Origin of the sequence: Paenibacillus sp. FSL H8-0168 (assembly GCF_038592955.1) — a bacterium.
GTDB lineage: Bacteria > Bacillota > Bacilli > Paenibacillales > Paenibacillaceae > Paenibacillus > Paenibacillus polymyxa_B.
In genome coordinates, this window is the sequence record NZ_CP151948.1 from 748,375 (window position 1) to 763,457 (window position 15,083).

General features: G+C 46.2%; 10 protein-coding genes. 8 read left to right on the forward strand and 2 right to left on the reverse strand.

Annotated elements, in window-relative coordinates:
* The first annotated feature begins 166 nt into the window (after positions 1-166).
* The 8 genes from MHI21_RS03450 (at position 167) to nirD (ending at position 9,435) form a co-directional block, all read left to right on the forward strand.
* On the forward strand, positions 167-1,177 hold the full coding sequence (locus tag MHI21_RS03450) for a LacI family DNA-binding transcriptional regulator (RefSeq protein WP_341162342.1): 1,011 nt from the start codon (positions 167-169) through the stop codon (positions 1,175-1,177).
* A gap of 408 nt (positions 1,178-1,585) precedes the next feature.
* Positions 1,586-2,242 carry a ribulose-phosphate 3-epimerase gene (gene rpe / locus MHI21_RS03455; RefSeq protein ID WP_341162341.1) on the forward strand — a complete coding sequence of 219 codons (657 nt, stop codon included), beginning with the start codon at positions 1,586-1,588 and terminating at the stop codon, positions 2,240-2,242.
* A gap of 19 nt (positions 2,243-2,261) precedes the next feature.
* The gene (gene rpiB, locus MHI21_RS03460) at positions 2,262-2,711 is read left to right on the forward strand and encodes a ribose 5-phosphate isomerase B (RefSeq protein ID WP_023986894.1); all 450 of its coding nucleotides are present in this window, start codon (positions 2,262-2,264) and stop codon (positions 2,709-2,711) included.
* 42 nt (positions 2,712-2,753) lie between these two features.
* Positions 2,754-3,713 carry a hypothetical protein gene (locus MHI21_RS03465; protein WP_023986895.1) on the forward strand — a complete coding sequence of 320 codons (960 nt, stop codon included), beginning with the start codon at positions 2,754-2,756 and terminating at the stop codon, positions 3,711-3,713.
* 137 nt (positions 3,714-3,850) lie between these two features.
* Positions 3,851-5,710: a beta-glucoside-specific PTS transporter subunit IIABC gene (locus tag MHI21_RS03470; protein ID WP_342419439.1), complete on the forward strand. Its 1,860-nt coding sequence runs from the start codon at positions 3,851-3,853 to the stop codon at positions 5,708-5,710.
* Positions 5,707-6,378 carry a DUF4867 family protein gene (locus MHI21_RS03475; RefSeq protein WP_342419440.1) on the forward strand — a complete coding sequence of 224 codons (672 nt, stop codon included), beginning with the start codon at positions 5,707-5,709 and terminating at the stop codon, positions 6,376-6,378. The genes MHI21_RS03470 and MHI21_RS03475 overlap by 4 nt, the downstream gene beginning before the upstream one ends.
* A gap of 258 nt (positions 6,379-6,636) precedes the next feature.
* Positions 6,637-9,066 carry a nitrite reductase large subunit NirB gene (gene nirB / locus MHI21_RS03480; protein ID WP_342419441.1) on the forward strand — a complete coding sequence of 810 codons (2,430 nt, stop codon included), beginning with the start codon at positions 6,637-6,639 and terminating at the stop codon, positions 9,064-9,066.
* A 39-nt stretch (positions 9,067-9,105) separates the two neighbouring features.
* A complete protein-coding gene (gene nirD / locus MHI21_RS03485; RefSeq protein ID WP_250267393.1) occupies positions 9,106-9,435 on the forward strand; it encodes a nitrite reductase small subunit NirD in 330 nt (109 codons plus the stop codon).
* A 72-nt stretch (positions 9,436-9,507) separates the two neighbouring features.
* Here the strand turns inward: nirD and MHI21_RS03490 are convergent, their stop codons facing one another.
* Complete coding sequence (locus MHI21_RS03490; RefSeq protein ID WP_342419442.1) at positions 9,508-10,911, reverse strand: exosporium glycoprotein BclB-related protein; 1,404 nt, start codon at positions 10,909-10,911, stop codon at positions 9,508-9,510.
* Between the two features lie 235 nt (positions 10,912-11,146).
* Positions 11,147-15,037 (reverse strand): immunoglobulin-like domain-containing protein, encoded by a 3,891-nt coding sequence (locus MHI21_RS03495; RefSeq protein WP_342419443.1) that lies wholly within the window; start codon positions 15,035-15,037, stop codon positions 11,147-11,149.
* Positions 15,038-15,083: the final 46 nt, after the last annotated feature.

A 15,083-nucleotide genomic window follows, 5' to 3' on the forward strand; every position in this document is an offset into this window, starting at 1 on the left:
ATAAAGGTTGTATTTACTCATTAAACGGTATGTTAACTTGCGGTCTCTTCGTATTTTGGCGGAAAACTCTTTCTATACTAGTGCGTCAGTTGACACCTATATTAGGATTATGTTAATCTCCAATCAGGAAAACGTTTACTCAATATAACTATTTGAGGGAAATAATATGAAAAAAAATCAAGTGTCCATAAAGGATATTGCCAGGTTGAGCGGAGTTTCTGTAGCTACGGTTTCCCGTGTGATTAACGAGAATGGTCGCTTCTCTGAGGAGACACGGCAGAAGGTTATTGAAGTAATCCAAAAGTACCAATATGAGACTAACAGCATCGCCAAAAGCCTGCGGATGAGTAAATCACAGACGATTGGCGTTTTGGTGCCGGATATTAATAATGAATTTTTTTCAGTCATTGTCCAAAAAGTGGAAAGCTTCTTTTTTAAACAAGGATATTCCACCATTATATGTAATACTGCTAAAGATGCGGAGAAGGAACGAGAATATTTGAAAACTTTGGATGGGAAGATGGTAGATGGTCTGATCTGTATTTCAGGGCAGGAGGAGCTTTCTGCTGAATTGCTTAAACGTCCCATTCCGATTGTATGTATTGACCGTCGACCGAAGATTAATACGAATGTAGCTTTTATTGAGTCCGATCATTATGAGGGTGGATTTCTGGCGACAGAGGAGCTGATTAACAAAGGCTGCAAGGAAATTTTGCTGTTGACCAAGCAAAACAATCTATCCTCTGTTAATGAGCGTCTGCACGGGTATAAAGATGCTCTGCAAAAGCATGGACTGCATCCATCCGAGGATCGCTTGGTTGCAGTTCACAATGATGGGCCTACTTTGGAAAACGCACAGGCTGCTATTAAACATGTCTTGGAAAAAGGACTGCGGTTTGACGGCATTTTTGCCACTAATGACTGGTTGGCTTTGGGCGGATTACTGGCGTTACAGAAATTCGGAGTACAGGTCCCCGGAGAAGTCAAGATAGTGGGTTTTGATAATGATACAATTTCCCAATACTGCAATCCACCATTGACTACAATTGAACAGGATAAAGAAACACTTGCAGATAAAGCCTCCAGTATGCTGCTTCGTATGCTGAGTGGAGACAAGATGGAACAAGAGCAGCATTATTCCATCCCAGTACGGTTGATACAACGCAGTACCACCTAGTTTCGCGGTCAGATATCATCTTGCATTAGCCAAGGGAGAGGTAAGCATAGGTACTGTTTACCTCTCCAGAGTAAGATGGTCGAGCTGTACTCTATCATGCTGTATACTTCCCGTTTAATATCCAACAAAAAATGGTTTGACAACAATATCAGAAAATGATAACTTTAATTATGTTAAATGTAATCGTTTACTCAAAGAGATCAGAATCCATATGATGTGTGAGGAACCAACAAGTGATGGAGTTCGAGCCATGAACTGTTGTTATTTTTTTAATGGGTAAACGTTTTCCTAATTGGTTTATTCAATACCAAAGAGCAGAAGAATTAACGGTTGCTTTTTGGAAAATGTTAAACAGATTATGTCGTTTGAGTAATCGTTTACTCTATTTTAGAAGAAGGGTGATTATGAATGAGTATGTTATTATGTCCTTCCATGATGTGCGCTAATTTCAGATCCTTGGAACATGAAGTAAACGCGCTGGAAGAAGCCAATGTGGATATTTATCATATTGATATTATGGATGGTAGATTTGTCCCTAATTTCGGAATGGGGCTTCAGGATTTGGAGTTTATCCGTAAACAAACCCAAAAAACAATGGATGTACATCTGATGATAGACAACCCTTCCGCCTATATTGATTTATTTGCCGATAAGGGTGCAGACATCATTTATTTTCACCCGGAGGCCGATATGCACCCGACGCGCACCATTGACCGAATTGTTGGAAGAGGGGTAAAAGCGGGAATCGCTCTTAATCCGGGGACAGCCATTGCTGCAGTAGAACCTTTACTTGGCATGGTTGACTATGTGTTGGTCATGACCGTAAATCCGGGTTTTGCAGGGCAAAAATATTTACCCTTCGTGAACGACAAGATTAAAGCGCTGCAAGCTTTTAAACGCGAAAAGGGATTGAATTATACAATCGTGGTTGATGGGGCTATCTCCGAAGAGAAGATCAACGAATTGGCACACTACGGGGTTGAAGGATTCGTACTGGGGACATCCACTTTGTTTGGTAAAGAAGAATCTTACAAAACCATCATTAACAGATTAAAAAATATCTAATTCGGGGAGGAATAAAGCCATGAAAATTGCCATCGGTAGCGACCATGTGGCTGTAGAGCTTAAAACGACGATTTCAACTTATCTTAATGAACTGGGTCATGAGGTCATGGACTATGGACCGCAAACTTCAGAAAGAACCGACTATCCGAAGTATGGAAAGCTCGTTGCAGAGGCTGTGGTCGGAAAGCAGGCTGACGCAGGCATTCTGATTTGCGGCACAGGCGTGGGAATATCCATCTCGGCCAACAAAGTCAAGGGAATTCGGGCTGTAGTATGCAGCGAGCCTTATTCTGCACAGTTGTCCAAGCAGCACAACAATACAAATGTTCTTGCATTCGGTGCACGTGTCGTCGGAAGCGAATTGGCGAAAATGATAGTGAAATCATGGCTGGAGGCTGAGTTTGAAGGAGGACGCCATGGCGACCGCATCAAGATGATATCCGACATCGAGGAACAGCATTTGTGCTGACGAACGACCACTTAAAACATAAATGACTTGGAGGAGATTACATTGGCAAAAAGATTAATCGCAAGCACGAAAACGGATATTTTGAAATTTAGCGCAGCAGATCTAAAAGAATCCATTCTGGCTTCTGAAGGGCGCGTCATTATGGGACAGCATCATGTGATGCTGAATTCCGGCCTGGTCGATGGCGTTACCAATGCGGAGATCCAAGCAGCTTACGGCGCAGATATGGTTATGCTGAATGGCTTTGATATGATCAAGGAAGAATCCAATATCGGATTGCGTGAAATGAAGCATGGCAAGCTGGCTGATAAGCCGTATAGCCTGAAGCAAATCAAGGAATGGGCCGGTGTTCCGCTCGGTATTTATTTTGAGTGTCCAAGCCCGGATGCTCAGGTTGCGGGAGAACAATATGTGGAGGCCAAAGAAGGAAGAATCGCTTCCAGAGAGAACTTCCTGCGTGCCTTAGAGATTGGAGCTGACTTTATCGTATTGGGAGGAAATCCTTCCGCAGGTACAACCTTTGAACGGATCATTGAGGCTACCAAGCTGGCAAAAGAAACACTGGGAGACAAAATCCTGATCTGCGCCGGAAAATGGGAAGACGGAACCATTGAGAAAGTATTGGGTGATCCACTGAGCGAGAGACCTTCCAATGAAATTATAAAGGACTTGATCGATTCTGGTGCTGACGTTATTACGTTGCCTGCACCTGGCTCCAGACATGGTATTACAGTGGAGCACGTCAGACAATGTGTAGAATTTGTCCATTCATATAAACCCGGAACGCTTGCTCTTTCTTTCCTGAACAGCTCAGTTGAAGGGGCAGATGTTCAAACGATTGCCTGGATCGCACTCATGATGAAACAGACGGGCGCGGATATTCATGCCATTGGAGATGGTGGTTATGCAGGAACACCTCTTCCTGAGAACGTATACCAGCTTGCGCTGTCCATTAAAGGACGCAGACATACAATCAAGAGAATGGTAGGAAGAAGCCGGTAACGATTGACCCCGTGTAATTCAGAGACTCTATATTCTTTTCGTACTCCTTGGAGTGCGCGTAGAGTCTTTGAATTACCACCATCAATGTAAACGTTTACTTTCATAGATGCCAAATGAGGATTAAAGGAGCGAGCAGTATGTCCGATGAAAAACTGGCAAAAGACATTTTAGCGTCCGTTGGCGGAGAAGGAAATGTCTCTAGCTTGGTGCATTGTGCCACTCGGTTAAGATTTAAATTAAATAGCAGGGATCAGGCCGACAAGAACCAAACACAAAATATTCCCGGGGTTATTACAGTTGTTGAAAACGGTGGACAATATCAAGTAGTCATTGGAAATACGGTAGGGGACGTATATAAAGACATTTTAAAGATCAGTAGCCTTGGAGATGACGACAAATCGAATGCATCCGCTGCTCCTGAAGGCAACTGGTTCAACAAAACGGTGGACATTATTTCCGGTATTTTTACACCATTTTTGGGGGCACTGGCAGCTTCGGGGATTTTGAAAGGGCTTTTATTAATGCTCGTCTCGTTAGGATGGCTCACCAAAACAGGTGGTGTCTATTCGATCTGGTTCGCTGCCGCAGACAGTATCTTTTATTTCCTGCCGATCGCGATTGCTGTGACCTCTTCGAAGAAATTTGGAGCCAATACCTTTGTTGCGCTTGCGGTAGCAGGGGCTCTGGTGTATCCGAATATTATTACTTTGTATAACGATAAAACGGATATTTCGTTCTTCAATATTCCTGTTGTTCTTATGAGTTATACTTCTTCGGTTATTCCAGTGATTATCGCGGTTTGGTTGCTATCCATTCTGGAGAAATTCCTGAATAGAGTAATTCATGATAGCGTGAAAAATTTTATAACGCCACTTATCTGTCTGATGGTCATTGTTCCCTTGACTCTGATTGCGGTTGGACCAATTGGAATATATGCGAGCTTGGGGCTGGCTAAGGGTTACACTTTCTTATACAATTTGAGTCCGATTGTAGCGGGAGTCATTGTAGGTGCCGGGTGGCAGATGTTAGTTGTTATGGGGCTCCACTGGGCGTTTATTCCTATCATGTACAATAACATTGCGGTATACGGTCATGATACTTTGAAACCATTATTTGCGCCTTCTAACTTTGCACAAGCAGGTGCGGCACTGGGTGTATTCCTTAAAACCAGAAATCCAAAAGTGAGAGCGATTGCAGGGCCTGCAGCGATAACAGGTTTGTTTGGCATCACGGAACCGATCATCTACGGGATTAGTATCCGCTACAAAAAACCGTTCGTATGGGCTATTATCGGGGGCGCTATCGCCGGGGCAATCACAGGTGCGGCGGGTTCCGTGGCAATTGCTCCAGGTATACCGGGCTTGGCATCCCTGCCGATATTCTTCGGCACAGGATTTGCCGGATTCGTAATTGCCATTATCGTAGCTTATATATTCACAGCCATTACCACGTATTTCTTTGGATTTAATGATTCCATGGAAACAGAAATGATTGCAGTCCATGAAGAGAAGAAAGAAGCTGCAACCCCAGCTCATGCGCTAACGAACGAGAATATTTCCAGCCCGCTGACGGGTGCTGTCAAACCGTTATCTGAGATATCTGATGAAGTGTTCTCTACGGGAGCCATGGGTAAAGGCGTTGCTATTGTGCCTGAGGATGGCAAACTGCTCTCTCCATTCAATGGAACTATAGCTAATGCCTTCCGTACAGGCCATGCGATTGGCATTGTATCGGATGGAGGAACGGAGATCCTAGTTCACATTGGTATGGACACCGTCAAGTTGAAAGGACAGCATTTTAAAACACTTATCTCAGAAGGGGATCGGGTTACCAAGGGCCAACTGCTGGTCGAGTTTGATATTGGAGCAATTAAAGCTATGGGCTATGACATAACTACTCCGGTTATTGTAACGAATACAGCCGAATACTCTGAAGTTAAGGTGCTGGGGAACAACCGAGTGCATACGGGAGATTCATTGCTGGAGGTCAAGTTATGAAGACTATCGAAAGACTAAATCAAGTCAATGCACCTTTGGTCATTTATGAGGTAATGAGCGAAGCATTCCGCCCGTATGGGAGGCTGCTGTCTCATTTCAATACCACGGAGCTCATCAAGTATGCAAAAGATACGACCAGCGTACCTGATCAGGGAAATCATTATGTACCTTCGGTCACAGAACTCGAAGACTTCGGTGTAATTCACCAGATTCAAGATCAGGTGTACGGTCAACTTCCAATTCAGGCTGGTTTTTGCGTAGGTCAGAATACGGGTCTGACCGGGTTGGAATATCATCAGGGCAGCGAGGTGGTGATTGCCGCTACAGACTGTATTCATCTTGTCGGTAGAGTACAGGACATTGAAGACAATTCCTATAACAGTGCAAATGTTCAGGTGTTTTTTCAGCCTAAAAACACGGTTGTCGAGATATATTCAACGACACTTCATTATGCTCCCTGTAAAGTTGACAGTGAAGGATACTTGACGATTGTGATCCTTCCGGCAGGAACGAATATGCCACTTGAAGCGGGAGAAGGTAGCCGGGAAAACCCACTGTTGACTAAGAAAAATAAATTTCTTATGGTTCATAGTACACAGATGGAAAAAATCTCGGCTGGCGTCCATCCCGGGCTACGCGGGAAATTGCTGAATATTTCACCCATTTGAGTCAAAGTCATCATTCATAAATTTAACAAAGCGACCAGCTAGCTGGTCCTTTTTTTTAACTCAATTTCAGCTCCTTACCTTTATCCCTTGAAATAGAATAGGGAAATCCCTAAACATTCTTAATTTGAACTATATTGTGACTGTAATCACATATAGCTCTGTCTGCTGTATTAGAATAGAAGCATAAGCAATATTCATAGGAACGTAGGAGATGTCGTCGGATAGGGAGTATCGTCGAATGAATGGAGGAACCGGTATATGATAAACAGTAAACAGAAACTTGTGGTTATAGGGAACGGGATGGCTGGTATCAATACGGTCGAACAAATTTTAAAATTAACAGATAAGTATGAAATTACGGTCCTGGGAAATGAGCCGCATCCGAACTATAACAGGATCATGCTCTCTTATGTGTTGGAAGGCAGTAAAACGATTGATGATATCATACTGAACGATTTGCAATGGTATGTGGATCAAGGGATTACTTTGTATACAGGAAAAATGGTGAAAAGCATCGACGGTGAGAACAAGAAGATTCACACCGAAGACGGACTGGAAATTGATTACGATGTAGCTTTGGTAGCTACTGGCTCACAATCATTTATTCTGCCTATTCCGGGTAAGGAATTACCGGGTGTCATCGGTTTCCGAGATATCGCCGATTGCTCGGCAATGCTTGAGGCAGCGAAGACCTTTAAAAAGGCAGCTGTCATTGGTGGAGGTCTGTTAGGGCTGGAAGCAGCTAAAGGCTTGGTCAACCTGGGAATGGATGTTACGGTCGTTCATTTAATGGAGGATTTGATGGAACGCCAGCTGGACCGGGAAGCCTCTGCGATGCTGAAAGCAGAACTAGAACGCCAGGGAATCAAGTTTGCTATGCAAATGCAAACTGCGGAAGTGTATGGTCAAGATCGGGTACAAGGGCTGCGGTTTTCAGACGGAAGCGAGCTAGAAGCGGATTTGGTCGTTATGGCCGTCGGGATCAAGCCTAATATTCAGGTGGCTGTGCAAAGTGGTATGGAAACGAACCGTGGTATCATAGTCGATGATTTGATGAGAACCTCCGTACCGGATGTATACGCCGTAGGGGAATGTGTTGAACACCGCGGAATCTGTTATGGTCTGGTAGCTCCGCTGTTTGAGCAGGGAAGTGTCATTGCCAAACATTTGGCAGGCGCGGAAACTGAAGGTTATATGGGATCGGTGGTTTCTACCAAGCTCAAAATTTCAGGGGTGGATGTTTTCTCAGCTGGCGAATTCATAACTCAGCCTGAACATACGGTGATTGTTGCAAAGGATGAGTGGAAGCGCACATACAAAAAAGTGCTGCTTCGTGAAAATAAGATTGTTGGAACTGTACTGTTTGGCGATGTGAGCGAATCTGCTAGTCTTCAAAAATATGTACGTCAGCAAACATTGATGACAGATGAGATATATGGACAGATCATGGGTACTGGATGTAGCAATCACGGGGCGAAAACATTATCCGCTGAAACGATGGCGGATGATGAAATTGTCTGCGGCTGTAACGGTGTGACTAAAAAGGCGATTGTGGATGCAATTAATGATAATGGACTGACAACAGTCGATGAAATTAAGGCATGCACCGGAGCAACGCGTTCCTGTGGAGGATGTAAGCCTGTCGTTGAGCAAATTTTACAATATGTTCTTGGAGACAGCTTCAAGACGTCAGCCAAGCAAGGAATATGTGGTTGCACATCATTGAGTCGGGACGAGATTGTGGAAGCGATCAAAACCAAAGGGCTGACAACAACGCGTGAAGTTATGAATGTACTGGGTTGGCATAATGATGAAGGATGCTCCAAATGCCGCCCGGCGCTGAATTACTATTTGGGAATGATTAACCCGGATACCTATGAAAATGAGGGAGATTCCCGTTTTGTAAATGAGCGATTGCACGCAAACATTCAAAAGGATGGAACGTTTACAGTTGTTCCTAGAATGTACGGCGGTGTAACGACCCCAGAAGATTTGAAGAAGATAGCAGATGTTTCTCTTAAATACAACGTTAAGGTCGTTAAAGTAACAGGAGGACAGCGGTTGGATTTGATCGGTGTCCGTAAAGAGGATCTGCCTAAAGTATGGGAAGAACTCGATATGCCGTCGGGATATGCCTACGCGAAGTCACTTCGTACGGTTAAAACCTGTGTTGGATCGCAATTTTGCCGGTTTGGCACACAGGACTCGATGGGAATGGGAGAAGTGTTGGAACGAAAATTCGAACGACTGGATTTCCCAGCAAAATTCAAATTAGCAGTTAATGGATGTCCACGTAACTGTGCGGAATCATGTACCAAAGATATCGGAATCGTAGGTAATGATGGGGGCTGGGAGATCTTTATCGGTGGTAATGGCGGTATTAAAGCACGGTTGGCTGATTCACTCTGTAAAGTGAAAACCGACGCCGAGTTGATTGATATTGTAGGTAGCGTAATGCAACTCTACCGGGAAACAGGACAATACCTGGAGCGCACGTCGGAGTGGGTGGAACGGATCGGTCTGGAAGAGATTCAGAAGGCTGTCGTTCAGGATACAGATCATCGACAAGCTTTAGTAGAACGCATCGAATTTGCACTACAACAGGTGGAAGACCCGTGGAAAAAGATCATCAATGATGAGGATACACGCAAAAATCTATTTGAGGTTGTCACTCCGTCTATTGTGTAATTGTATCTAAAATGCCTGAGGAAGGGAGCGATCAAGCAAATGATCAAAAATGCCGAATGGCTTGTCGTCGGTCACAGTAAGGATTTTCCGATCAGAATAGGGCGTACCATCCATATCAAAGGTGCTGAAATTGCTGTTTTCCGCACTTCGGAGAATGAGCTTTATGCCGTTGAAAATATCAATCCTCATCCCAAAAGAGGTCCTCTTACAGAGGCGATAGTATCTGGTCATTATATCTATGACCCTTTATATGACTGGAAAATTGATCTGCAGACAGGCATCGTTCAAGAGCCTGATCACGGACAAGTTAAAACTTTCGCCGTTTGTGAAGAGGGAGAAGAAGTTAAAGTATCACTCGAAACGGTTTAGTTCGTCTGATGGAATACAAATAAAAAAGGGCTTGACAGGAACAATTCTGTTGGGCCCTTTTTTCGTCTTGGATCAGGTAATGGTAACGCCTGCACTTGCATAACCTACGATAGTGTTTACGAGGGAAAGTCCCGTAGCTGTTGCAGAGAAGACAAGGAGCAGACGAGTCTGTGCGGTTACCGGTATAGCCAACCCGGTAGTAATACCGCTAGAGATCGTTCCCAAAGCAATAATGCCAGCCAGTGAAGGGGCCAATGTAACGATAGCTCCGGGAACTGCTGTGAAGGTATTATTAGGTGTTGGGGAACTAAACAACTGGGCAGTAATCGTCGCAGTTGAACCCACGAGAGTTAACGCAGCTGTTGTACTGAAGTAACCAGCAATAGATGTAATTACGCCATCCCGTGGTACGGAAAAAGCAAAGTTGATCAGAGGTCCTACAAGTGTACCTGTCAGGTCAATGGCCCCGCCTACAAGGCTAATCCCTGTTGCTGAGCTTCCAAAGCCGATCAAACTGGTGGTTCCTACCACCCCGCCAAGAACGGTTGTCAGGATAGCAGGTCCGCCCGAAGCAAACGGAATGATGGCTCCCGAACCGGTCGCTCCAGTAACACCAGCCGTGCCCGTGGCTCCGGTAGCACCAGCCGCACCCGGCAGCCCATCAGCTCCGGTCGGCCCTGTGACCCCAGCAGGTCCGACTGCGCCAACCGCGCCCGGCAACCCATCAGCCCCGGTCGGTCCTGTGACCCCGGCTGGCCCGATCAATCCATCCGCGCCCGTAGCGCCCGTGGCGCCTGTCACACCCCCGGCAGGTCCCGCAGCACCCGTAGCGCCGACAGGTCCGGCCGGGCCTTCCGGTCCAGCGGCCCCGATAGGCCCGGCGGCGCCAATAGGTCCAGCCGCTCCAACTGGTCCGGCAGGCCCCGCAGGCCCGGGAGGCCCTTGTGGGCCAGGTCCACCTGCTGGTCCAGGCGCACCGCCGGGTCCCGCAGGTCCAGGAGGTCCTTGTGCACCTGGCTCCCCTGACAAGTATGTTTCACCTAATACGTTGCTAACCGTCGTTCCAGCGATTCTGATCGCGCTGATTAAGCTGTCTTTAAGAGCAGGATCGAGGGATTCTTGTAAAACGATGGACAATAGGGCATCCAGCAATTGTTGCAGTGCAGTACCTACGCCGATCGGAGAGAAGGGTGTAGCTTCTAACGCAACAATAGCAAGCTCCAGCGCTGCCAGTAGGTCTGCCTTAACCCCGCCTCTAAGTCTTAAGCTTTTCGCCAGAGACAACAAACGTCTTAAAATCTGTTGCAAGGAAGATACATTAGCCGCAGAGGGGTTTGCGAATACGATGGGGATGATCGCGGTCAATTCATTAATCAGTCTGAGAAGAGCTTCGATACTTCTATTTACTCTTGTTGGTTTACAGTCTTCGTCTTTTTTTGAAGCACCACTGAACCTGAACGGTTTTTTATGTTTCATGCTCAAATATCTCCTCCTCATCATTCTTACTACTGTAGAGGTGACAGGTGGTTTATCGCCCCGCTTCGCAGATATTCATAATATATTTACTGAAGCGAAAAGGGTGAATAAACAAGCAAAAATGATTGTTAAAGGCTTGTACATAAAATATACATAAAAAAACACGGCCCCCAAAAAGCATGGAGGCCGTGTTGTATTTGCTTATACTCATCTGGTCTATGAAGCTTAAAAAGTCTTATTTAAGAATACGTACCAGCAGTTCAGCCATCTCACCTCTGCTGATAGCCGCTTTTGGCTTGAGTGTTCCATCTGGATAACCGCTGATCCAACCGGAGGATACTGCATTCTGGAATGCTGCGGAGGCCCATGCTGCAATCTGCTGCTCATCCTTGTAGGATTGCAGTGCAGCAGTGCTGGAAATGGATGTCTGATTCTGCATCGCGTGTGACAGGATCACCATCGCCTGTTCACGGGTAAGACTCTCATCAGGTCCGAAAGTTTGAGCGGTTAGCCCTTGAATCCATCCCTGGCGGTGAGCAAAATCCACGGCTGATCCAGCCCAGTGTCCCTGCATATCTGTAAATGAGGTAGAAGGGCTCTCATCTCCAGCAGTTCCCAATGCTCTGGTCAGTATGGCTACAAATTCTGCACGGCTTACAGCGCGATCAGGGCGTATGTTTCCGTCTTTATAGCCTTGTATCCAGCCTTTGTCTGCAAGAGATTGCAGGGACTTCGCTGCCCAATGGCCTTGTACATCCGGCCATACCTGAGCTAGCACTTGTGGATCTGACGAATTGCTTGGGTCATTTTGCACACTGGCATTATTGGTTTGAGTCTTTGCGTCTGTGGCGACGGCAAAGGTACCTAACCCGGTCGTATTCAGACTCACACCCGACAACATCCCTTTTGAATCCATTACAGCAGTCCCTTTTAAAATCTCACGCTCACCATTCTCGTGAATAACAAGAATGGAGAACTGGGGCTCTGTATTGTGTAACTCACTTAAGGATTCGTTATCCAGCGGTAGAATGATCGACGAGGTTCCAGTCACATTGGCTTTGATGTCTGTAACCGGACCCATCAGCGTCAGGCTGGATTGTTGCTCGGCCCAGTCACGGATCTGCTGTGCACGTTGTACATCTGCCTGCTGGAATGACAATGTAACGTCCTGCTGGCCTGAGGCCATGCTGGTTAAGGTGTCACTGGATATCAACAGTGTTCCATATCGGGATATTACCGATGCACCAATCTTATCCCATTTATTCAGTAAAGAATGAGAAAGGATAACACGACTCAGTTGCTTCTCCTGCTCCAAACGAATGTCTGCGTACGCTTTGCCTTCGCGAAGTGCTTGCTGTATCTGCTCATCCAGAAATGCCGGCGAAGGAACAAAGAGGGAAAACTCTTTCCCTTGTTCGGAAAATCCGATCTGTGGTACGAAAGCAGATAGATCCTCATTCTTATCTTTGTTAGATTTGCCTGTGTTCGCAATTACCTTGGCAGGGACGGTGACTTCTATGGCTTGCGTCAAAGCATGAGAACCATCGCTTACCCTCATAACATCCAGCATGATAGTTACAACGGAAGGAGTATCTGCTTGAATAATAGTTCCGTCTGTACGCACGATGTCTGGCTGGCTACTGCTGCTGATGGTCACACGGAAACCATCAGGTACAACAGGCAACCTAAGCAGTGTATCACTTGTTGTAGGAGCTGCTATGCTTGTGATGGATTCCGCAACGCGCTGCGCGGTTAACCCTTGCGGATACACTAGCCCTGACGGAGCGCTCTTCATGCCATTTACGTTCTGCAGCACATAGTAGCTGGCTCCTTCAGGAACAGGTGTAAATGTATATCTTCCCTCTCCCGAAGCAATTCCTTCCGCTATAAGCTCCTGCTGGGCATTGTACAGCTCAAGCCTTGCGTTCGGCAACGCGCCTGTAACGATCACTGAGGCTATATCCTCATTGCCTGCTGAAGCTGTAACAGCACGAGGCAGCACGTTTATACGGCGTTCTGCCGGTTCTGCCGTCCAGCCCCCATTGTCGCTATAAGCATAGTTCAATACGTATACGCCAGGTACATTTGTATCGACATTCCCGCTACCTGAAAGCTCAGGGATCAGGATATTGCCGTATACGCTGTCCAGTACGTTGGCTCCTGGATCAGTGAAGCTATCGCCGGTTTCCAGAACAATCGGATTGCTGCCGTTCAATCGTACGTAAGGTGTATTCGGTAATGCCTTCAGCACTGTGATCGTGAATGTTCTTTGTACAGAAGCTGCACCTTTAGAAATAATGGCAATTAATTGTACATTCACATCACCGTCTGTATATTTAGGCCGATTCACTTGACCGCTGTCACTGAGGATGTCCGGTTGATCCGAGGCCCAATCAATCTGGGTGTCGAATGCTCCTACACGAGGCAAGGCAATGGAATCCTTAATCCCTTGCGGGTAATCCAGATCCAGTGTATTTGCTGCCAAATTTACGGCTTCATCAGCGCTTACAGGCAGTGCGGGCACGAGCAGGCTAAAGGTTTTTCGAAGCTCAATCCCGCCTCTTGACACCACTGCTTCGAGCGTGACGGTCTGATCGCCCTGTACATAGGTTGGGAAGGTTACATGCCCAGTATGATCCAAGAACTGGGGTTGATTCGATGACCATGACACCTGAACACCATTCAGAGCATCTTTTGGCAAATATACGTCTCCCGTTACTGTCGTTATCGGCAGTTCAAGTGCTTTGTATGCTCCCTCTACGGCTTCAGTGTCGCTCATCGGCAGACGGAGTACGTGTGCAGTAAAATCCTTTGTTTTCGTTAAGCCTGCAAGTTGCAGGGTAGCCGTTAGGGTAACATCCGTATCTCCACTGTTATAGGAGGGTCTGGTGAGTGTTCCATCTGCTGCAATGACAAGAGGTTTGGACGAGGACCATTCGATCTGCGCTCCACCATAACCGGATAAAGGAAGAGAAATATTTTCTGTTAGCGCAGATAAATCGCCAAGCGAGAGGGTGTCTGCTGCTTGATTCAATGTATCTTGAGCAGTGATCTTCGCTACGGTAACCTCAAAAGTTTGGGTATCTGAGGCGCTTCCCTTCGCAATCGTTGCTGTCAGTTTTACTTTTCGGTCACCCAGATCATACTGCGGGCGTGTGACAGCCCCCTCGTTCGTAATGATGTCAGGAGTATCCGAACTCCAGCTCACCGTCGTATCATTCAACCCAGCGAGTGGCAGCGTTAGCTTTTGAGATACCGAATCAGCTGTATCTCCAGATGCGAAGCCTAATGCAAGAGCGGCTTTTGCCTGTGCAACTCTCTCTGCATCGGTAAGTATAATCACTCTAACCTCTGAAGGAGTGCTCTCCCCTTTAGCATTCACAGCCTGAACCGTATAAATTGCTTCACCTGGCGGCAATGCTGAAGTGTCTATGAATTGGGTTAGGCTACCTGTATAGAGCGTTACACTATCTCGAATGACTTTATATGAGGTTGCATAAGGAACGGCATCCCAGCTTAATTCCACAGTACTTCCATTTTTAGTACCTGTAAAATGACCCGGGGCCTGTGGAATGGGCAATCGTTCCCCATAAGCTGCGAATTCCATGATGGAAGCCCATTGATTGTTTCTTGCATTTCCTTGATCAATAGTTAATCGCAAGTATCGTGTAGTTACAGGAGCAATGCTCTTTTCAACATTAGAGCTTCCATTATTCTGAACGGTATCAACAGTCACCCAATTACTTCCATTGTTGCTCGTCTGCAATCGGAAACTGTATGGATCACGTTGATCGTTCCACCCATAATGGACACCCATACCTGTAACAACGTATCGATCTACGATATACCAGTCTCTCAGATCTACCTGGATCCATTTTTCACCATTGCTGGCTTGATACCAGCGGCTTGTCGGTTCGATTGACCCATCCACAGTCTTGGAGGGATCATAGGGCTGGGTGTAACCGCTTGAGCTTGCTGGCTTGTGCAACACCACATTTTCCCAACCGGCAGCATGGGCTTCATTCGTCCCTATGAGCAGGAACGCACCGCCGATCAATGGCATGAGTGGAACCAACACACGGTAGGGTTTTAATTTATTGCGTGTGAAGTTATTGCCTTCGAGCACGCTATCACCTCTTCTTTATTAAATAGCACACTATTGAGCGTATTCA

Coding starts and splice junctions, on each gene's coding strand:
- nirD (WP_250267393.1), top strand. CDS start 9,106: ATGATCAAAAATGCCGAATGGCTTGTCGTCGGTCACAGTAAGGATTTT.
- nirB (WP_342419441.1), top strand. CDS start 6,637: ATGATAAACAGTAAACAGAAACTTGTGGTTATAGGGAACGGGATGGCT.
- MHI21_RS03490 (WP_342419442.1), bottom strand. CDS start 10,911: ATGAAACATAAAAAACCGTTCAGGTTCAGTGGTGCTTCAAAAAAAGAC.
- rpiB (WP_023986894.1), top strand. CDS start 2,262: ATGAAAATTGCCATCGGTAGCGACCATGTGGCTGTAGAGCTTAAAACG.
- MHI21_RS03475 (WP_342419440.1), top strand. CDS start 5,707: ATGAAGACTATCGAAAGACTAAATCAAGTCAATGCACCTTTGGTCATT.
- rpe (WP_341162341.1), top strand. CDS start 1,586: ATGAGTATGTTATTATGTCCTTCCATGATGTGCGCTAATTTCAGATCC.
- MHI21_RS03450 (WP_341162342.1), top strand. CDS start 167: ATGAAAAAAAATCAAGTGTCCATAAAGGATATTGCCAGGTTGAGCGGA.
- MHI21_RS03470 (WP_342419439.1), top strand. CDS start 3,851: ATGTCCGATGAAAAACTGGCAAAAGACATTTTAGCGTCCGTTGGCGGA.